This window comes from Nitrospira sp. Vd2 (assembly GCF_979581665.1).
Genome location: NZ_CEFZSK010000003.1, coordinates 54,277 through 73,102, shown reverse-complemented (window position 1 = coordinate 73,102; position 18,826 = coordinate 54,277). Strand labels below are relative to the sequence as shown.

The window sequence follows — 18,826 nt, the reverse complement described above, 5'->3', positions numbered from 1 at the left end:
CAGTGGGAAAACCATCGAAATTCTTGCCGTAATTCTATCGACCGAACACAAGCGTGTCAAGGGCCGATGCCCCATCTGTATGCGTCACATGCGCCCGCGCCACCATTCATTGACAAGAATTCCGGCGTGCCGATAAAATCGCCCTTCCCGCGCGCCGTTCGCTTCCGCACCAAACCAAGGGTCATCATGAAGACGATCGGCATTCTCACCAAGCCAAAATTCCCCGACGTCAAACCGATTCTCAAAGACCTCGTCTCGTGGCTGCGGGAGCGCGAGAAAACCGTGGTGCTCGACAACAAGACGGCGGCACTGATCGGCGAAACCATGCCGCACCAGAAACCGCAGATGGCCGCACTCGCCGACATGCTGATCGTCCTCGGTGGGGACGGCACGATGCTGAACGCGGCTCGTCTTGTCGAGGAGCGCGAAATCCCGATCCTTGGTGTGAACATGGGCGGACTCGGATTTCTCACCGAAGTCAGCGTGGAGACGCTGTACCCGACGCTGACAAAAATCTTCGCCGGCGAGTATCACGTCGATGAGCGGATGATGCTGCGCGCGCGAATCGATCGACACGGCGAGCACGTGGCGCATGCAACCGTACTGAACGACGTCGTGGTCAGCAAAGGAACACTCGCGCGTATGATCGAAATCCAAATTTCGATCAACGGCCAATTCGTGACCAGGCTTCGCGGTGACGGTTTGATTATCGCGACGGCCACCGGTTCGACGGCCTACTCGCTCAGCGCAGGAGGACCGATCATCAATCCGTCCGTCGAGGCTTTGATGCTCACGCCCATTTGCCCGCACACCTTGGCGCACCGACCGCTCGTGATTCCCAGCACGGTGACGCTCGAGGTGGTCTTGACCGGAAAAGATGAGGGAGCGATGACGACGTTTGATGGTCAGGTCGGCATTGCTATGGTGCAGGGCGACACGGTGACGATCGGCGCCTCGGAGCATCGAACGCGCCTCATCCGCTTCCCTGATCACACCTATTATGACGTGTTGCGGCGAAAACTGCGGTGGGGTGATAGCTGGTAGCTAGCCCGAACTGGCTTTGACTGTCTGCCGCTGCCGGATCCGCTCGATCATTTCCTGGTTGGTTGCAAACTTAAATTCTCCGATACAGTCGCCTCGCTCCACGCATTCCTTCTCGGCCGCTTCCAAGAGACGCAACTCGTGAGCTTCCACGGTCTCGACATTCCGTTCCTGCAAGTGCTTCCTCAGGCGGTCCAGCACAGCTTCAATGGCCTTCCGCTCCCGCGCGGGCTGTGTCTGTAGGTATCGCGCCATGACTTCCGCGCACCACTCCCCGTCGCGCTTCGCAATTCCGACGAGGCCTTCGCTGGCCTTCCGCGCCCAACCGGTCAAGAACACGCCATCGACCACCTTGCCCGACGCTTCATCGTAAGCCTGAAAGAGCGAATCATCCGGATCATTGCCGGACGGCTTAGGGTTCGTCACGAAAATGCCATTCTTATAAGGAAGGCCGACCGTTTCATCCACGCGATCGCCGACGGCAAAGACGACACTGTCGCACGGAAACTCGTAATACTGCTTCAAGCCGACTGCCGCCGTATCCTGCCCTTTCGGCTCCAGTTTCGTCTCCTCGATCTCCAACGCACGCACTCGGTTCTGGCTATCGGTAAGGACGCGCTTGGGCGAGGCCAGGAAACGGAACCCCATTTTTGTCTCGCTGACCTTCGGTTCGCACTTCGTGAACTCCTCGGTCATCTCTTTAAGGATCTTATCGGGGTCCTGCCCGACCGCCTCGAGTCGCGTCCGAATACGCGCGAATTCTTCCTTCAGAGCTCCGTGGTCAATGTTGGCACAAATCGCCCGGATCTCTTTCGGATTGTATTTCCGTTCGACGGGACCACGGCGCGCAATCGCCGTCACTTGCTCCACGCGCTTGTATTTGATGAGCCAATGCGCGATGTCCACCATGACGTCGCCCACCCCGATGACGGCGACACGTTTTCCCATCTCAAAGGGTCGGCCGCTGAGCAGCGGCAATCGATTGAAATGATAGACGACGTCCTTGGCGTGAAAGACGCCGGCCGCCGAATCCCCTTCAACGCCGATCGTCTTGGTGCCCTGCGCGCCGGTGGCGAAGACGATGGCGCTCGCACCCAAGCTTCGCAGATCGTCCACTGTGAGGTCTTTCCCATGTCCAACGGAGACGTTGCCGAAATAATGGACGTTCGGGCGCTCGACGATTTCCCAATACGATTTCCGCAGGCCGCCCCGGAGCTTCAGCTTGCTTGGGAAGATGCCGTATTCCGCCAGACCGCCGAACTTGATGTCCCGGTTCAGAATGACGACCTCATGGCCCGCCTTCGACATGAGATTGGCGACAGACATGCCGGCCGGGCCGGCGCCCACCACGATTACCACGTGCATGCGTTGCTCATCGGAGTTCGCGCTGCTCATCGTCCTCCTCGACAATTAGGCTCGCCTAAACGCGCCAACTAAGCATTAGTCCTCAAGAATTTGGCGACTTTAGCATAGGGTTCTTCGGCTTGTCAAAATGGAAGGACTCGGTAAGCGCTCCAGCGCGCGGGTTGTCGGACATCGACCAGGGCGGTGGTTCAGCCGCCGGCGGAGCCGACAGGCCCGCCGGGTTCGGTCATCCGCCAGGGATCGAGGAGGGCGTCGAGACGTTCATCGGGGAGCACGTGTTGAGCGCGCGCGATTTCCCGAACCGTCTTCCCGGTTCGATACGCCTCCTTCGCGATCTTCGCGGCCGCATCGTACCCGATCTCGGGCGCCAGCGCGGTGCACATGGCAAGGCTTTTCTCGATCGTATTCCGGCAACGTTCTTCATCGGCCTTCAGCCCCTCGATACACCGGGCCGCAAAATTCATCGACGATGAGGCGAGCAGTTCGATCGACTGCAGGAGGTTATAGGCCATCACCGGCAACATGACGAGCAATTCGAAATTTCCCGCCTGCCCTCCGACCGTGATCGTCACATCATTTCCAATGACTTGAGCGGCGACCATCGTGACCGATTCGGCGATGACGGGATTGACCTTCCCGGGCATGATGGACGATCCAGGCTGTGTTTCTGGTAGAACGATCTCGCCCAGCCCGCATCGCGGTCCGGATCCGAGCCACCGGACGTCATTGGCGATCTTCATCAAGCTCACGGCAACAGTCCGGAGATCGCCGCTGGCCTGCACCACGGAATCTTGAGCCGACTGTGCTTCGAAATGATTCGTGGCCTCGCGGAACGGCCGGCCGATCTCCTCCGACACAATGGCCAGGGCGCGCCGTGCAAACTCCGGATGGGCGTTGAGCCCGGTCCCGACGGCGGTCCCACCGAGCGCCACTTCGCTCAACACCTCTTCCGCGTGGCGCGCCCGCTCGAGCGCCAACTCAATTTGCCGGGCGTAGCCTCCGAATTCTTGGCCCAACCGGACAGGGGTGGCGTCCTGCAAATGCGTGCGGCCGATCTTCACGATCCCGTCGAACTCCCTCGCCTTGGCGGAGAGCGCCTGGTGAAGGCGCGTCAAAGCGGGGGTCAGACGCCGTTCGATGAGATCGACGGCCGCGACATGGATCGCCGTCGGGATGACGTCATTACTCGACTGACCCAGGTTCACATGGTCGTTCGGATGGACGGCCTTGCTCCCGCGTGTTGCGCCGATGAGTTCGGCTGCACGATTGGCAATGACCTCATTCGTATTCATGTTGGTTGAGGTCCCGGAGCCGGTCTGAAAAATGTCCACGGGAAACTCGGCGTCCCACGTGCCGTCCATGACTTCTCGGCCGGCCGTGACGATCGCGTCACAGATCTTCTTATCCAATAACCCGAGCGAGTGATTCACAGTGGCTGCGGCGGACTTCAGCAATCCCATGGCACGAATGAACGCTCTCGGAAATCGGAGATCGCTGATGGGGAAGTTTTCCAGCGCCCGCGCCGTCTGGACACCGTAGTAAGCACCAGCAGGAACAGCCAGTTCCCCCATGGTGTCACGCTCAATCCGCACGTCGGCCGTCACGGCCATCTCATTCTTCGGTCTCGGGGCCGATGGCGAGTCCCTGTCCTGCTTCCGTGTCGTCATAAACGGATAATCTCCTGTTGGCCGGTGCGAAAGGCGCACAATCTTAGTCCATCATATGTGCACGTACAAGGCCCCACATCCCGATCCTCTTGACTGGCCAACGAGACACATTATCTATTGTCGCAAAGCACGTCTTTGCGTGAAGCCCCAATGATGTGGGTCAACGTCTCTATCCATCGACGGCGGACAGTCCCGGCCACTGCCGTTCATCTGAGCCTCATCCTCCTCCTCACACTTACTCAGTGTTCAGGAGAACGGACACCCGAGATGACGACGGCAGCGCCGCAAGCGATGGCGGCTACATCTCAGGTCGCTGCGACAAGCACGTTTCCCGCGAATGAAACATTCATTGCCGTAGCCAAGCTTGCCCGTGCGTCGGTTGTGAACATTTCCTCCTCTCAGAAAGCGAAAGAGGGGACCGAGCGATTCTCCAATCCGTTTTTCGACGACCCGTTGTTCCGCCGGTTTTTTGGCGAGCCTCCCGAGCGCCGAGGCCCGGCCCCGCGTGAACGCCGCGAGCAAGGCTTGGGGTCGGGTGTGATCGTTAGCACCGACGGGTATATTCTGACCAATAATCATGTCGTCGAGCAGACCGACGAGATCAAAGTGTTGCTCCCCGATAAACGAACGTTCAAAGCCAAAATCGTCGGCACCGATCCGAAGACCGACGTCGCGGTCATCAAAATCGACGCGAAGGATCTCCCGACGTTGCCGTGGGGCGATTCGAGCCGGCTCGAAGTCGGCGAGCTGGTCCTTGCCGTCGGCAATCCCTTCGGCCTCAGTCAAACCGTGACGATGGGCATCATCAGCGCCGTAGGTCGCGCAAACATGGGCATCGTCGATTACGAAGACTTCATCCAGACCGATGCGGCCATCAATCCCGGGAACTCCGGCGGCGCGCTCGTCAATCTGCGGGGTGAATTGGTCGGAATCAACACGGCGATCTTCAGCCGGACCGGCGGCAACATGGGGATAGGTTTTGCGATTCCCGCCAACATGGCGAAGTCGGTCATGAACAGTTTGATCAAGCACGGGAAGGTCGTCCGCGGCTGGTTGGGCGTCTCGATTCAAGAGGTGACACAGGATCTCGCGAAGGAATTTGGTGCGCCGGATACCGCGGGCGCACTCGTTGCAGACGTGCTCGACGACAGTCCGGCCGCCAAAGCAAAATTGCAGCGAGGAGACATCGTCACCGCCTATAACGGCGTGAAGGTCAAGGACCCTACGCACCTTCGGTCGCTTGTCGCCGATACCCCGCCCGATACGTCGGTGACCGTGACCGTCTGGCGCGACAAGGAATCGCGCGAGGTGAAATTGACCGTGGGCGAGCTGCCCAAGGACCTTGCCAAAGCGTCGCGGGGCGGCGCCGAGGGACGGGGTGAGCATGCGTTGGCCGGGGTGACCGTCGAGCCGCTGTCCGAGCGATTTGGGAAAGGGACGCGAAAAGAGAGCGGGGTCGTGGTGACCGACGTGGATCCTGACTCGCCGGCAGAGCGCGCCGGTCTTCGCGCAGGCGACGTCATTCGTGAAATCAACCGCAAACCGATCCGCAGTGTGCAGGACTTTGAGCGCGCCGTGAGTCAACTGGACCCCAAATCAAGCGTCTTACTCCTGATCACACGCGAGAATGCCACGATTTACCTTTCGATCAACCCCTAAGACGGGAAGAAGAAGGAGGTGATTCGGATGGATACGATCGCCGCGATCTTCAACGTGAACTGGATGGACGGTCTCGCTGCGATTTTCATCGTGATGGCGGCCGGCGCCGCTCTCATCGGACTGGGGCAGCGCATGACGGGCCGTCACGTCGACACGGAGACCGTTCATCGCCGTGCGGCATAGAGAACGTGCCGGGGCGGAGCAGCCTTCGTCCCGGCCTCCTTGTCCGTCCTCCTCCCTCTCTAAAGTGTTCACCTCGACGCTCACAGCTCCACTATAATTTATATATAATGAGTCGCATGCGACGAGATCTGCTGACGCTGTTGGCGCTCCTCATTCTCGCCGCCGTGATCGTATATGCGGCGGTGCGGGAACGGGGCGACTGGGGCCGCCCGCTCGGCGCGGCCTATTCGGGGCCTGAAGGACAACCGCGCCCCGTCTCGCCTCCATCGGACCTGAGCCCGGATGAGCGTGCGACCATCGACGTGTTCGAACGCGCGTCGCACTCGGTGGTCTTCATCGCGAACAGCGCGCTTCGCCGCGGCCCGTGGTCGCTCAACCTCTTCGAGGTGCCGCAAGGTTCGGGGTCGGGCTTCGCCTGGAATAAGGAAGGCCATATCGTCACGAACTTTCATGTCATCTACGGCGCCGATGCCATTACGGTGACCTTGTCCGATCGCCAGGAATATCGCGCGCGCGTCGTCGGCATCGATCCCGATCATGACTTGGCGGTCTTGCAGATTCGCGCGCCGGCTGATGCCCTGACGCCGATCACGATCGGCAGTTCGCGCGATTTGAAGGTTGGGCAGAAGGTCTTGGCGATCGGGAATCCGTTCGGGCTCGATCATACGCTGACGACGGGCGTGGTCAGCGCCGTGGGCCGCACGATCAAGTCCATGACCAACCGCACGATCGACGGCGTGATTCAGACGGACGCCGCCATCAATCCCGGCAACTCCGGCGGGCCGCTCCTCGAAAGCTCGGGACGCCTCATCGGTATCAATACTCAGATCATCAGCCCCAGCGGCGCGTATGCCGGCATTGGCTTCGCGGTGCCCGTCGACACGATCAACCGCATCGTGCCGGAGTTGATCAAACATGGCAAGGTGATCCGGCCCGGCCTGGGATTGAGCCTTTTGCCGGATGAACTCGCCGCTCGGCTGGGGGTTCAGGGTATCGTGATCGCGCGCGTCGCGCCCGGCGGAGGGGCGGAAGTGGCCGGGCTGCGGGGTCTACGCGAGAACCGGACGGGCGCGATCGCGCTGGGAGACGTGATCACCGCAGTCGACGGGAAAGCGGTGCGGGTCGCCGACGATCTCTTGACGATTCTGGATCATCACGTGGTCGGCGACAAGGTCATGGTCGAATATCTACGGGATGGCCGCCGGCAGCAGGCCACGGTCGTGCTGCAGGCGGTCGATTAAGGCGGCGAGCACGAGCGTGAAAGTGCTTCTCCGATGGAAGACTCGCTCGATCATGCCGCTTGTCTGAAGTCTTCCGTCATGGCCGTGCGCGGCGTATGCTCTTTCGCGTCGGAGGCAGTCGCCGAATGTACAGACATGGTCCAGAGGCCGATAGCCAGCATCGAGACCATCCCGAACATCGCAATGGTGCCATCAATGACGGAACTCATGAGATCGACCATCATGATTCCCACCTCCTTTCCGCATTGCGTGAGGGTGACGCTTTGTAAGTAATCTCGAACAGCGCCGCGTCAAGGGCCGGCGTCGCGTCGCGTAGCCTTGACTCGCCGGCTCCCGGCATTATTCAGAAATCAATTCCAGGTGATGTGAGGGAGAGATGCTCGAACTTCTCGGGATGGGTGTGATGTTCGCGATGATTCTGATCGTCGCGCTGGCGCTGTGGAGATTTCTTGCACTCTTTGAGTAGACCCGATCAGCGCGCCTCGATCGGCACATAAGGCCGGTTGTGCTCCCCGGCGTAGATTTGATCCGGTCGGTAGAGTTTGTTCTCCTTGAGCTGCTCGAACCAATGCGCCAACCAGCCGGCGACGCGCGCCATCGCAAAGATCGGCGTGAAGAATTCCACCTCGATCCCCATCTTGTCGTAGATGATGCCCGAGTAGAAATCGACGTTGGGATACACCTTCTTCTCTCCTAACAGCTCCGCAGCCACGCGTTCGACTTCCAACGCGACGTCATACAGCGGCGAGGTCCCGCACTCTTTGAACAACCGCTCGCAGAGGGCTTGAAGCACCGTCGCCCGTGGGTCTTTCACTTTGTAGACCCGATGGCCGAAGCCCATGATCTTGTCCTTCGCCTTGATCTTCTGCTCGACGTATGCCCTTGCGCGTGCCGGCGTCCCGATCTCCTTGAGCATCTGCACCACTTCTTCGTTGGCGCCGCCGTGCAACGGCCCTTTCAACGCGCCGATCGAGGACGCCACCACCGTATAGGGATCGGCCAAGGTGGACGCCGTGACGAGCCCGGTGAACGTGGACGCGTTCATTGTGTGCTCGGCATGCAGGATCAAGCAGACGTCGAGCGTCCGCACCCAAATCGGAGGCGGGATGGTTTCGGTCAACATGTAGAGAAAGTTTTCGCTGAAACTGAGATCATCGCGCGGGGGGATGCAATCGTCGCCTTTGCGGAGCCGCGCATAAGCGGCAATGATCGTCGGCAACTTGGCGATCAACCGGACGGCGGACCAATAATTGTTCTCGACGTCCTTCACATTGCGGCCGGGATAGAACATGCCCAGCGCGGCGACCGCCGCCTGCAACGCATCCATAGGATGGCCGTGCTCAGGCAGCGACTTGAGCAGATCGACGATGCGATATTTGATGCGCCGATGACGCGTAATGTTGTCGGCGAACGTCGCGAGCTGCTCCTGATCTGGAAGCCGGCCAAACAACAGCAGATAGCTCGTTTCGAGGAATGACGACTTGTCGGACAGATCCTCGATCCGAATGCCCCGGTATTCGAGCACGCCCCGCTGCCCGTCCACATCGCTGACCGCCGACTTGGCGGCAGGCACCCCGGCGAGTCCCGGCATGAAATCATGCGGCATCGATTCCTCCTCGGCTGGTCATCAGTTTCATAGTATGGGGCCCACGGAGTTCGGTCAAGGGAGTTGCACCGACAACGAGGCATTCGGCATACTACGGAGCACGATGTCACGCGTGCTCTCGATCATGCTCGTGCTCGGCGTGATTGCCCTAATCGCCGGAATCATCGCCTTGCTGTTCGTGACTCCGCCATCATCTGAGCCGCTCACCTCAACGCCGGCGACACCAAGCGGGAAGCGACCGGGCTCCAGCGCGATCGGCCATGGCGGTCCGACGCCACCCGACAGTCCTCGGCGTGATCCGGCTCGCGACGTGCCGTTAGAGCAACGGTGATGGTCCTCCCGCTCGTCGCCACGGCATTGCATGCCCGCGCTTGGGCTCTCACAGCATTCCTACTCGTCACGATTGCCGTGCCGGTCACCTCCTACGGCGAGGACCTGTTCGCTGTCGTCACCCATGTCGGGAAGGACAAACGACAGGTCACAGCGCAGGTGTCGGCGAGCGGAACGGTTTCTGAAGCGGTCCTCATTCCCTCGGACACCGTCACGGACAGTCCGATTTGGCGCAAGATCGAGATGTGTCACTCACTACGCGCGGAGGGAACGAAGACGCCAGAGGGATATCAGATTAGTTCGATACGACTGCTCGATGCCGGCATGCTGCCGATGACGCTTCAAGGCATAGCGGGTGATTGCTTGCTTCGCAAAGCGCTCGAGGTCGCGCCGCTGGTGGACTGAGGAAGTGATGAGTGCTGAGCGCTCAGTGCTGAGTAGGACGACAAGATTTCATATTTTCTTTCGAGGCTGTTTCTTACTCAGCACTCAGCACTCGTCACTCAGCATCCTGCGCTACGCTCGGCACTCCGCGCATGTGGTGGGTTCCGGGTCGGACTGGGCTTCTTCGGCGGTGAGCGGGAAATGCTGGTCGCAGGAACTACACTGACGGATCTCGAAATAGGCCACGCCCTTGTCGTCGATCTCGGTCGGCAGCAGCAACTCGCCGGGATCATAGCCGATCGAGACACCGTCGGCGAATTGCACGACGGCCAGCCGCTCGTTAAACAGTTGAAAGACTGCTTCCTGCCCGCTGCGCTCCGGCACATGACCCAGGACGAAGACGGGCTGCCCTTTGCGTTTCGTCCGCAGCTGCTTCAGCGTCCGAGCCGTCGGACCTGCGCAGGCGAATTCACCGGTGGAACTGGTTCCGGCCGTCAGCATAAGAACTGGCGCATCGAGACGATACCTGTATCAGGCTTTCATACTTAGCACGCGAGAAAAAATCACGTCAAGGTAAGTGGGGCAACGATGGCAAAGATCACGATCTACCAAAAACCGACCTGTAGCACCTGCCGGGAGGCCGTTCGACTCTTAAAGGAAAGTGGGGAACCGTTCGAGGCGGTGAACTATTATGAGCGGCCGTTTACGAAACAGCAGCTCAAGACGCTGCTCAAGAAGGCGAAGCTCACGCCCCGGGATGTCTTACGAACCAAGGAGGACGCGTACAAGATGCTGGGACTGGCTAAGAAGGAACTGAGCGACGATGAGTTGATCGACGTGATGCTGAAGCATCCGGATTTGATTCAACGACCGCTCGTCGAGAAGGGCGAGCGTGCCCTGCTCGCACGACCCGCGGAGACGATCAAAGCGATGTTGCGAGCCTGACGGGCTACGGCCTCGGGTGAAGCGTGACACTGCCGGTTTTGGGATCGATGCTCACGCTCGCCTTCCCCTCCACGACTTCCAATAACCGTTCCCCCGCTAGTTTTCGTCGCCATCCTTGAAGCAGCGGGAGATCGAGATCCCGGCGATCGTGTTTGGCATCGACCAGTGCCTGAAGATCCGCCGTACTGGCGAGCAGGCTGGGCGCAATTTCCTTCTCCAGGGCCACCGCCTTCAACACGGCTTGCAGCAGATCGACCTGCCCGGCCGCCTCCGGCTCGGGCCGGCGGGCTTTGGGGATGTCCGGCCATTCGTGCTCCGGCGACTCAAATCCCCGCTTAATCGTCGCAAGTAGGGCATCTCCGCTGCGCTCTACTTCCGAATGATGCAGCCCTCGCATGGCTTTCAAGGCGTGCATCGTCTTCGGGGCATGGCGCGCGAGTTCCAACAACACTTCGTCCCTCCCCACACGGCCGCGCGGAATATTTCGCCGCCGTGCTTCTTCCTCACGCCAGGCCACCAATTCGCGTAATACGGCCGCATGGCGCGGCTTGAGGTTCTCCCACCCGCGAATCCGCTGATAGCGCTGTCTGGGCTCCCGGGTCGCCTCGGCGACCTTGGCTCCCAGACGCTGAAACTCTTCTCCGACCCATTCCGTTCGCCCGAGTGCATGGAGCCGTTTGCGCAAATGCTCGTGGACCGGCAGCAAGTAGTACACATCCTCGATGGCATAGGTGATTTGCTCCGGGGTGAGTGGGCGATGGCTCCAGTTCGTGAACGTGTGCGCCTTGGCAAGCTTCACCCCGACGACGCGCTGCACGAGCTGCGCGTACGCGACCTGTGTTCCGTACCCCACCATCGCGGCCGCGACTTGCGTATCGAAGATCGACTGCGGGACCAGTCCCGTGTGCGCGTAAAACAGCTCCAAGTCTTGGCGCCCGGCATGGACGATCTTCTCGACGCGAGGGTCGGCCAACAGATCGGCCAACCCGTCCAACGATCCGACGGCGGGAAAATCGACGACTGCCGAATGCGACCCGCCGAGAATCTGAATGAGCTCGAGCTTCGGTACGAACGTATCCTCCCCCACGAACTCCGTGTCGAGCGCCAGCCGCTGCTCTCCGCGGATGCGGTCCAGAAAGGCCCGGTACGTCTTGAGGTCGTCGATATAGAGCGGCGTCGGGTGGGTCTGCACTGCTGATTACTCGGCGGGTGAATAGCTCCCGGCACTGCCGCCGGGATTCATCGTCGGCTCGGCGCCGCTCACACCCAAATGCTCTTTCAGAAACTGATAGGCTTCGATGATTCGGCGCAGCTCGGGCTCCGAGCTGCGGTCCCCGTCACGCGCATCCGGATGCAGCTGCTTTGCGCGCTCCCGGAAGGCCCGTGTGACCACCGTGAGGGAACTCCCGTAGTCCACCCCGAGCGCCGCGAACGCATCGGCGGGATTCGCGATCTCGCCTCGCCCATTCGCGCCCTCGCTCGATCCTCCTCCGCCGGCCGCCTTGAAAAAGTCCGCCATATTGATGCGTCGACGACGGCGACGCGGCCGCTGGCGCACCTCGCTGTCGAACTCCTCGAAGCGGTCCTCCATGAACTCGAGGCGCGAATCGAGCCGCTGAGCGGTCGCAAGGTCCGCGACATGCGGCAATTCCTCCTCGATCAGCCCCAGCGACCGATCGATCTCCGCCAGCCCTTCCTCGATTCGAAAATAACTGTCCACGCGCTCCTGCATCATTGAGTCCATCGCGCATTCCAAACAGTCCTCGGTCTTTGCGCGCAGCTCAAGGATCCGCTTCCGCATGCCCGCTTGGAATTTGACGTACGCTCTCGCGGTGAACGGCATGGCGGCGCCCCTTCACTGCAGGCCGCATTCTAGCACAACGCTGTGCGCGAGGCAGCCGGAGCCGTTCGTTGTCCGAGTCAGACAACCCATGATACAGTGCGGGCTTTCATTCATCGCAATCGCTCGGCAAACACGAACGTTGGGCCGAGACAGATAGGAGGCGTCATGTATCGACCGGTTCTTTTCATTGCAGCGGTGCTGGCCTGTTCTTCAATTGGATACGCAGCCGACCCTTCCGGGTACGGCCAGCCCGCCGGGGAATTCGACATTAAGATCCCGCGCGTGCCGTCCGGTGAGATCGCGGCCGCCAAGGCGCAAAAGCCGCCGTTCGAGCCGACCCCCGAAATCTTGGCGGAAGGGAAGCAAATCTTCCTCGGCCGGGGAACGTGTTTTCAGTGCCACGGATCCGAGGGGAAAGGCGACGGCGGTGCAGCCAAAGTCCTGCCGATTCAGCCGCGAAACTTTACGAATCCCAACTTCAAGAAATATCGGACGCCGGGCGAGTTGATGTGGGTGCTCAAGAACGGCAGCCTCGGTCAATCTGGTCGCGTGCCGGGCACGGGCATGCTGCCGATCGTCGGGCAATTCCTGAGCGAAGACGATGGCTGGAAAGTGTTGCTCTACGAGCTGAGCCTGGGCGGTTCAGCGAACGGACAGTAAATGGGAATCGCAGCTGGGCCTATTCGGTGAGGTAACCGCTGCTTCCAGCCTTCGCGGCGCGCCTGGCGACGCCCGAGACGATCGCCGCCTGTGCCACGGCTTTCGCGACACGCGGGACGACCTGTTTGTCGAAGAGACTGGGGATGATGTAATCCTCGCTCAGCGCGGCGGACGGGACCAGGTCCGCGATGGCTTGTGCGGCGGCGAGCTTCATCGGCTCGTTGATGTCACGGGCCTGCACATCGAGGGCCCCTCGGAAGATGCCGGGAAAGGCCAGCGCGTTGTTGATCTGGTTGGGGAAGTCGGATCGGCCCGTCGCGAAAATCCGGCAATGGGACAGCGCCAAGCGAGGTTCGATTTCAGGGTCGGGATTGGCCATCGCAAAGACCACGCGGTCGGGGCGCATCAAATCCAAGTCCACGGCCGTCAGGACGTTCGCGACGGATAAGCCGATGAAGACATCGGCCCCCTTGAGCGCATCTTGCAGACTGCCGCGCGGGTGCTCTGGGTCGAGACAATCCGCAAGCCGATGACGGTTCGCGCGCAATTGCTTCCCATGACCCGCCAGCACAATGCCCTGCCGGCTGCAGCCGATCAAATTCTCGGCCCCGGCAGCAAGCAGCATCTGAAAACACGTCAGCCCAGCCGCCCCGAGCCCATTGACGACAATCCGCACGTCCTCCATCCGCTTCCCAAGAACTCGCAAGGCATTCGTCAGCGCAGCCAGGATCACTACGGCGGTCCCATGCTGGTCGTCATGCATGACCGGGACGTCCAGCACTTCTTTCAAGCGGCGCTCGATCTCAAAGCAGCGGGGCGCGCTGATATCTTCGAGATTGACCCCGCCGAAACTCGGCGCAATTCCCTGCACGATGCGGACGATTTCGTTCGGGTCCTGGGTGTCGAGGCACAGCGGCCACGCGTCGATGTCGGCCAGTTCCTTGAACAACATCGCCTTGCCCTCCATCACCGGCAAGGCTGCATAGGGTCCGAGATTTCCCAGCCCGAGGACCGCCGATCCGTCCGTCACGATCGCAACACTGTTGCCCTTCGTCGTGAACGCATACGCCTTCATGCGGTCGCGCGCGATGGCCTGCGAAACCCGACCGACACCGGGCGTGTAGACCATGGAGAGGACATTGCGGGTCCGCAACGGAAGCTTGCTTTCGACGCGGATTTTGCCGCCGAGATGAAGGAGGAACACACGATCCGAGGCCGACACGACACGGACGTTCGGTAGGTCGTTGAGCCGTTTCAGAACCCGTTCTCCGTGCGCTTCACTCTGCACGTCGAAGGTAATGTCGCGGATCATGATCTCCGGTGTCGCGGAGACGATATCGACGGCGCCGAGGTTGGCGCCCTCCTCGGCCAATGTGGTGGCGACCTTGGCGAACATCCCGGGTTGGTTCGTCAGTTCCAGTCTGACCGTCAAGCGGTAATTCGAAAATGTTTCAACGTCGCCCATAGATCTTCGCGCGCCGCGCCTGTTGACGGCTTTGCTAAAGAGTACCACATTCGTCCGGCTTCTCGATCGCCGAGCGGCCATCCGAGATTCGTTGACATGCCTCCGCGATTTGATTAGGGTAGGCCCTCGTAAGGGATGAAGCGGCACCACTCGTAGAAAGGGAGGGACAGGCCATGAAGCAATTAATGGTAGCAGCATTCGCGGTGATGTTCTTCGTCGGACTGAATGCGGTCGCCTTTGCCGATGAGAAGGGTGGTACGAAGACCGAAACCAAGGGGGACATGAAGAAGGACGAGAAGAAGAAGGATACGAAGAAGTAATGGTCTCGTCCGTCGGTTCCTTCTCAAACCTCAACCTCGGCCCGCCCAGACCCTCGCATCGGTAGGCGGGCCGAATTCACAATCCCAACAGGAGGCACTCTCGATGACCCGTATCGGCGTTCTTGCTCTGTCCGCGCTGTTGTTCATGAGCTTCACAACCATCACGTTCGCTCAGGAAACGGCTCCTGCTCCAACCACGCCGGCGCCTGCTCCTTCCGCACCGCCAGCCGGAGAGGAAAAGGCCCCGGAAAAGAAGATGGAGAAAAAAGGCCACGGGAAGAAGAAGGGCCACAAGAAAAAGAGCGAAGCCAAGCAGTAGCGAAACAGTCGTCAATCCCGCACGCGGCCCGCGCTCCTTCATGGAGATCGCGGGCCGTTGTGTCTTGGTTGACCCTTCCTCTGCGCCGATGATACGGTGCCAGTATGGCCGAATCTGCCGCATCCCGCCGTCCCAATCGCCTGATCCACGAGACTAGCCCCTACCTTCTTCAGCATGCGCACAATCCGGTCGATTGGTATCCCTGGGGACCGGAAGCGCTGGAGCGGGCTCGGGCCACGAACAAGCCGATCCTGCTCTCGATCGGATACTCGGCGTGCCATTGGTGCCACGTCATGGAACGCGAATCGTTCGAAGACGAACGCATCGCGGCGTTGATGAACGAGCATTTCGTCTGCATCAAGGTCGACCGGGAAGAGCGGCCCGACCTCGATGAAATTTACATGCAGGCGACCTTGGCCATGAATCAAGGCCAAGGCGGCTGGCCGATGACGGTCTTTCTCACGCCGGAACAGCAACCGATCTTCGCCGGGACCTACTTTCCACCTACCGACCGGTGGGGCCGCCCGGGGTTCGCGACCGTGCTGAAGAAGGTGGCCGACTATTGGCGACAAGACGCCCCCGGCCTTCGCCGCCAAGCAGCAGACTTGACCGAGCGGCTACGCCGAGAGATGCAAGTCGCGCCGGCGACCTCGATCGGTGAAGCGGAGCTCGACGCGGCCGTCACCCAGTACGCCGAGGAATTCGATCCGCGCTACGGTGGCTTCGGCCACGCGCCGAAATTTCCGCCCGCCACGGGGCTCTCGTTCCTGCTCAGGCGCTATGCTCGTACCCGGGACGATCAGATTCTCAAGATGGTACGCCGTACGCTCGACGGCATGGCGGCCGGCGGCATGTACGATCATATCGGCGGCGGGTTTGCCCGCTATTCCACCGATGAGCGGTGGCTGGTGCCGCACTTCGAGAAGATGCTGTACGACAACGCCTTGCTGGCCCGGACGTACTTGGAAGCGTATCAGGTAACGGCCGAAGCCAACGACCGCCGCGTTGCCACCGAAACCCTCGAGTACATTCTGCGCGAGATGACTTCCCCGGAGGGCGGATTTTATTCCGCCACCGACGCGGACTCGGAAGGCGTCGAGGGCAAATTTTTCGTGTGGACGCCGGAGGAGATCCGAGCCGCGGTGCCGAACGCCGAGGACGCGAGGCGGTTCTGTGCCTATTACGACATCACAGATCGCGGCAACTGGGAACACAAGAGCATCCCGAACACGCCACGTTCGTACGAGGAGGTGGCCACGGACCTTGGGATCTCAGCGGCCGACCTGCGGGAGACGATCGCGCGGATCAAACCGCTGGTTTACGACGCGCGACGTCGCCGCGTGCCACCCGGGCTCGACGATAAGATTCTGACGGCCTGGAACGGCATGATGATCAGCGCGATGGCCGAAGGGGCGCGGGTGCTCGGCGAAAGCCGCTATCTGGAAGCCGCGGAGGAAGCCGCGGACTTCTTGTTGCGCGCGATGCGGCGGCCCGACGGTGGCCTCTACCGGACCTATCGCGCGGGCAAAGCGCACGTTCATGCATGTCTGGAAGACTACGCGTTCTTGTGCGAAGGCCTCATCGACCTGTACGAAGCGGGGGCGCATGAAGGCTATCTCGAAGAAGCGGTGCGGGTCGCCGACCGGCTGATCACCGACTTCTCGGATCCCGAGCACGGCGGGTTCTATACCACCGCGGCCGACCACGAAGCGTTGATCGTGCGAAGTCGTGAAGGTCCCGACGGGGCGACGCCCAGCGGCAATGCGGTGGCGGCCATGGCGCTGGCGCGCTTGTCGTTTCATTTTGCACGGGAGGATTTTCGCCGAGCCGCCTCCGACGCGGTTCGGACATACGGCGCACAGGTCAGCCGCTATCCGCGCGCCTTCGCCAAGAGCCTGTCCGTCGCCGACTTGCTGCTCCACGGCCCCGTCGAGATCGCACTGATCGGCACGCAAGGAGAAGCCGGATACGAGGCGTTGCGGGTCGAGGTCAATCGGCACTATCTGCCTAATCGCGTCATCGCCCACTTCGATCCGCAAGGACCGGATCCGCGCCACCCTCTTGTCGCGGGGAAAGGGCTCGTAAACGGGCGGGCTGCCGTCTACATCTGCCGCAACTTCGCCTGTCAGACGCCCATCACGAATGCAGCCGATCTCGCCACTGCGCTCGCCGCCCACCAGGCGGAAGCGCCTGAATCACTCTCGACGGCGCTGCGCGGCGCACGACGACCCGGATACGCCACGCCGGCAGGAACGGCCCGATACGCGGCTCGCATGATCGCACGTCCGGACGCGGGCGCAGACCTCGCGCGTGGGTACACGGCTCTGGGGTCAACCGGCCTCACCGTCAGCCGGCTGGGTTTTGGCACCTATCGCACGGGCACCGGTGACGCAGAGCACCGACAGGCGCTGGTCAATGCGCTGCAAGCCGGCTGCAACCTCATCGACACCTCGACCAATTATATGGATGGTGACAGCGAACGGCTCGTCGGTCAGGTCCTGCAAGAGCTATTCGCCAATGGCCGGCTGCAGCGGGACGAAGTCGTCGTCGTCTCGAAAATCGGCTACGTGCAAGGCGACAATCTCCGGCGCGCGCAGGCGCGGGAAAAGGCCGGCAAGCCGTATCCCGAGATGGTGAAGTACGCCGAAGGCCTGTGGCACTGTTTGCATCCGGACTTCCTCGCCGACCAACTCGCGGCTTCCCTCGACCGCCTCGGCCTCGACACGCTGGACGTGCTTCTGCTCCACAACGTCGAATACTTTCTCTCGGACGCGCACCGCCGAGGCGAAAACGATCTGGGCCGGGTACGAGAAGAATTCTACGGCCGGCTCGAACAGGCCTTTCGCTATCTCGAGACCCAAGTGAGCGCCGGCGCCATTCGTGCTTATGGCGTCTCCTCCAATACCTGTACGGCCGAGCCGACGAACCCGGAGGCGACGTCGTTGTCCCGGATGCTGGAGGCTGCGCGAAAAGCCGGTGGTGACCACCATCATTTCAAGACGCTCCAACTGCCGATGAATTTGTTCGAGTCCGGCGCCCCGCTCGTTCCGAATACCGGCCCGGACGGCCGTCAGCCGGTTCTCCACGTGGCGCAGGTGGAAAGAGTTGCGGTCCTGGTCAACCGTCCGCTCAACGCGATTCCACCGACCGGCGGGGCCATGATTCGGCTCGCCGACCTTTCCGTGGAGCCGCAGGAGGTCCGGTTCGAGGACCAGCGCAAGGTCGTCGCCGCCCTGGAAGAGGAGTACCGCCGCGAGTTCGCATCAAAAATCCAAACCGGCGGGCAAGGCACGCCCCCGGATGAGTACTTCACCTGGGCCGAGGAGCTGGCCAAGATTCGGCCGCAGGTGCAAAACGCCGAGCATTGGGAGCACGTTGAAAACCAAATGATCGCGCCCCATCTCAACCAGGTGCTGCGCGCGCTCACCCAGTACTTTACCGACGACAGAGCGAAGGATTGGCACGAGTGGCAAGCTCGCTATCTGCCCGAACTGCTGCGACTGCTCAAAGAACTCCGACGTGAAGCGACCCTCAAGAGCCGGGCCAAGACCACGGTACTCGCCCAAGCCCTCGACCCTCTCCTTCCACCGGCTCAGCGCCGCGAGTCGCTCTCCCGCAAGGCGCTCTGGGTGGTCGCGAGCACGCCCGGTGTGACGTCCGTGCTCAACGGGATGCGGACGCCGGCGTACGTCGCCGATTCGTTGGCGATCCTCTCCTGGGCACCGCTCCCCGACGTCCGGCCGATCTATGAAGCGATGAGAAGAGGGTTGTCGTCAGACTGACGCATATGAACGAGCG

19 protein-coding genes are annotated in these 18,826 nt (G+C 61.2%); 11 read left to right on the top strand and 8 right to left on the bottom strand.

Features of this window, described 5'->3' with window-relative positions:
- The first annotated feature begins 186 nt into the window (after nt 1-186).
- A complete protein-coding gene (locus AC1U7K_RS01860) occupies nt 187-1,044 on the top strand; it encodes an NAD(+)/NADH kinase (protein WP_480249097.1) in 858 nt (285 codons plus the stop codon).
- On the opposite strand, the gene AC1U7K_RS01855 is transcribed toward AC1U7K_RS01860, so the two are convergent.
- Both AC1U7K_RS01855 and AC1U7K_RS01850 read right to left on the bottom strand, forming a co-directional pair.
- Nucleotides 1,045-2,436 carry an FAD-dependent oxidoreductase gene (locus tag AC1U7K_RS01855; RefSeq protein ID WP_480249096.1) on the bottom strand — a complete coding sequence of 464 codons (1,392 nt, stop codon included), beginning with the start codon at nt 2,434-2,436 and terminating at the stop codon, nt 1,045-1,047. It lies immediately after the preceding gene.
- 158 nt (nt 2,437-2,594) lie between these two features.
- A complete protein-coding gene (locus AC1U7K_RS01850; RefSeq protein WP_480249136.1) occupies nt 2,595-4,016 on the bottom strand; it encodes a class II fumarate hydratase in 1,422 nt (473 codons plus the stop codon).
- A gap of 324 nt (nt 4,017-4,340) precedes the next feature.
- Between AC1U7K_RS01850 and AC1U7K_RS01845 the strand changes: the two genes are divergently transcribed.
- From AC1U7K_RS01845 to AC1U7K_RS01835, 3 genes are all read left to right on the top strand, one after another.
- Entirely contained in the window at nt 4,341-5,732 is a 1,392-nt protein-coding gene (locus AC1U7K_RS01845) for a DegQ family serine endoprotease (protein ID WP_480249095.1), read from the top strand.
- Between the two features lie 27 nt (nt 5,733-5,759).
- Nucleotides 5,760-5,915 carry a hypothetical protein gene (locus AC1U7K_RS01840; RefSeq protein WP_480249094.1) on the top strand — a complete coding sequence of 52 codons (156 nt, stop codon included), beginning with the start codon at nt 5,760-5,762 and terminating at the stop codon, nt 5,913-5,915.
- A 116-nt stretch (nt 5,916-6,031) separates the two neighbouring features.
- On the top strand, nt 6,032-7,156 hold the full coding sequence (locus tag AC1U7K_RS01835) for a S1C family serine protease (protein ID WP_480249093.1): 1,125 nt from the start codon (nt 6,032-6,034) through the stop codon (nt 7,154-7,156).
- A gap of 50 nt (nt 7,157-7,206) precedes the next feature.
- Here AC1U7K_RS01835 and AC1U7K_RS01830 read toward each other — a convergent pair whose 3' ends face one another.
- Together AC1U7K_RS01830 and AC1U7K_RS01825 are read right to left on the bottom strand one after the other, a co-directional pair.
- A complete protein-coding gene (locus AC1U7K_RS01830; RefSeq protein ID WP_480249092.1) occupies nt 7,207-7,380 on the bottom strand; it encodes a hypothetical protein in 174 nt (57 codons plus the stop codon).
- A gap of 248 nt (nt 7,381-7,628) precedes the next feature.
- Entirely contained in the window at nt 7,629-8,762 is a 1,134-nt protein-coding gene (locus AC1U7K_RS01825; RefSeq protein WP_480249091.1) for a citrate synthase, read from the bottom strand.
- A 103-nt stretch (nt 8,763-8,865) separates the two neighbouring features.
- Here AC1U7K_RS01825 and AC1U7K_RS01820 point away from each other — a divergent pair, with 103 nt between their 5' ends.
- Both AC1U7K_RS01820 and AC1U7K_RS01815 read left to right on the top strand, forming a co-directional pair.
- A complete protein-coding gene (locus AC1U7K_RS01820) occupies nt 8,866-9,093 on the top strand; it encodes a hypothetical protein (protein WP_480249090.1) in 228 nt (75 codons plus the stop codon).
- Nucleotides 9,093-9,497: a hypothetical protein gene (locus AC1U7K_RS01815; RefSeq protein ID WP_480249089.1), complete on the top strand. Its 405-nt coding sequence runs from the start codon at nt 9,093-9,095 to the stop codon at nt 9,495-9,497. The genes AC1U7K_RS01820 and AC1U7K_RS01815 overlap by 1 nt, the downstream gene beginning before the upstream one ends.
- A gap of 111 nt (nt 9,498-9,608) precedes the next feature.
- On the opposite strand, the gene AC1U7K_RS01810 is transcribed toward AC1U7K_RS01815, so the two are convergent.
- Nucleotides 9,609-9,977, bottom strand: a complete 369-nt coding sequence (locus AC1U7K_RS01810; RefSeq protein ID WP_480249088.1) for a hypothetical protein — start codon at nt 9,975-9,977, stop codon at nt 9,609-9,611.
- A gap of 87 nt (nt 9,978-10,064) precedes the next feature.
- On the opposite strand from AC1U7K_RS01810, the gene arsC reads away from it, so the two are divergent.
- Entirely contained in the window at nt 10,065-10,421 is a 357-nt protein-coding gene (gene arsC, locus AC1U7K_RS01805; protein ID WP_480249087.1) for an arsenate reductase (glutaredoxin), read from the top strand.
- Nucleotides 10,422-10,425: 4 nt separating this feature from the next.
- Here the strand turns inward: arsC and rnd are convergent, their stop codons facing one another.
- Complete coding sequence (gene rnd / locus AC1U7K_RS01800) at nt 10,426-11,613, bottom strand: ribonuclease D (RefSeq protein ID WP_480249086.1); 1,188 nt, start codon at nt 11,611-11,613, stop codon at nt 10,426-10,428.
- A gap of 6 nt (nt 11,614-11,619) precedes the next feature.
- Nucleotides 11,620-12,264, bottom strand: coding sequence for a J domain-containing protein (locus tag AC1U7K_RS01795; RefSeq protein ID WP_480249085.1), 645 nt, complete (start codon nt 12,262-12,264; stop codon nt 11,620-11,622).
- Between the two features lie 165 nt (nt 12,265-12,429).
- Between AC1U7K_RS01795 and AC1U7K_RS01790 the strand changes: the two genes are divergently transcribed.
- Complete coding sequence (locus tag AC1U7K_RS01790) at nt 12,430-12,924, top strand: c-type cytochrome (protein WP_480249084.1); 495 nt, start codon at nt 12,430-12,432, stop codon at nt 12,922-12,924.
- 19 nt (nt 12,925-12,943) lie between these two features.
- Here AC1U7K_RS01790 and AC1U7K_RS01785 read toward each other — a convergent pair whose 3' ends face one another.
- On the bottom strand, nt 12,944-14,389 hold the full coding sequence (locus tag AC1U7K_RS01785) for an NAD-dependent malic enzyme (protein WP_480249083.1): 1,446 nt from the start codon (nt 14,387-14,389) through the stop codon (nt 12,944-12,946).
- A gap of 173 nt (nt 14,390-14,562) precedes the next feature.
- Between AC1U7K_RS01785 and AC1U7K_RS01780 the strand changes: the two genes are divergently transcribed.
- From AC1U7K_RS01780 to AC1U7K_RS01770, 3 genes are all read left to right on the top strand, one after another.
- Nucleotides 14,563-14,709: a hypothetical protein gene (locus AC1U7K_RS01780; protein WP_480249082.1), complete on the top strand. Its 147-nt coding sequence runs from the start codon at nt 14,563-14,565 to the stop codon at nt 14,707-14,709.
- Nucleotides 14,710-14,812: 103 nt separating this feature from the next.
- Nucleotides 14,813-15,028 carry a hypothetical protein gene (locus tag AC1U7K_RS01775; protein WP_480249081.1) on the top strand — a complete coding sequence of 72 codons (216 nt, stop codon included), beginning with the start codon at nt 14,813-14,815 and terminating at the stop codon, nt 15,026-15,028.
- Nucleotides 15,029-15,132: 104 nt separating this feature from the next.
- Nucleotides 15,133-18,810 carry an aldo/keto reductase gene (locus tag AC1U7K_RS01770; RefSeq protein WP_480249080.1) on the top strand — a complete coding sequence of 1,226 codons (3,678 nt, stop codon included), beginning with the start codon at nt 15,133-15,135 and terminating at the stop codon, nt 18,808-18,810.
- Nucleotides 18,811-18,826 lie beyond the last annotated feature (16 nt).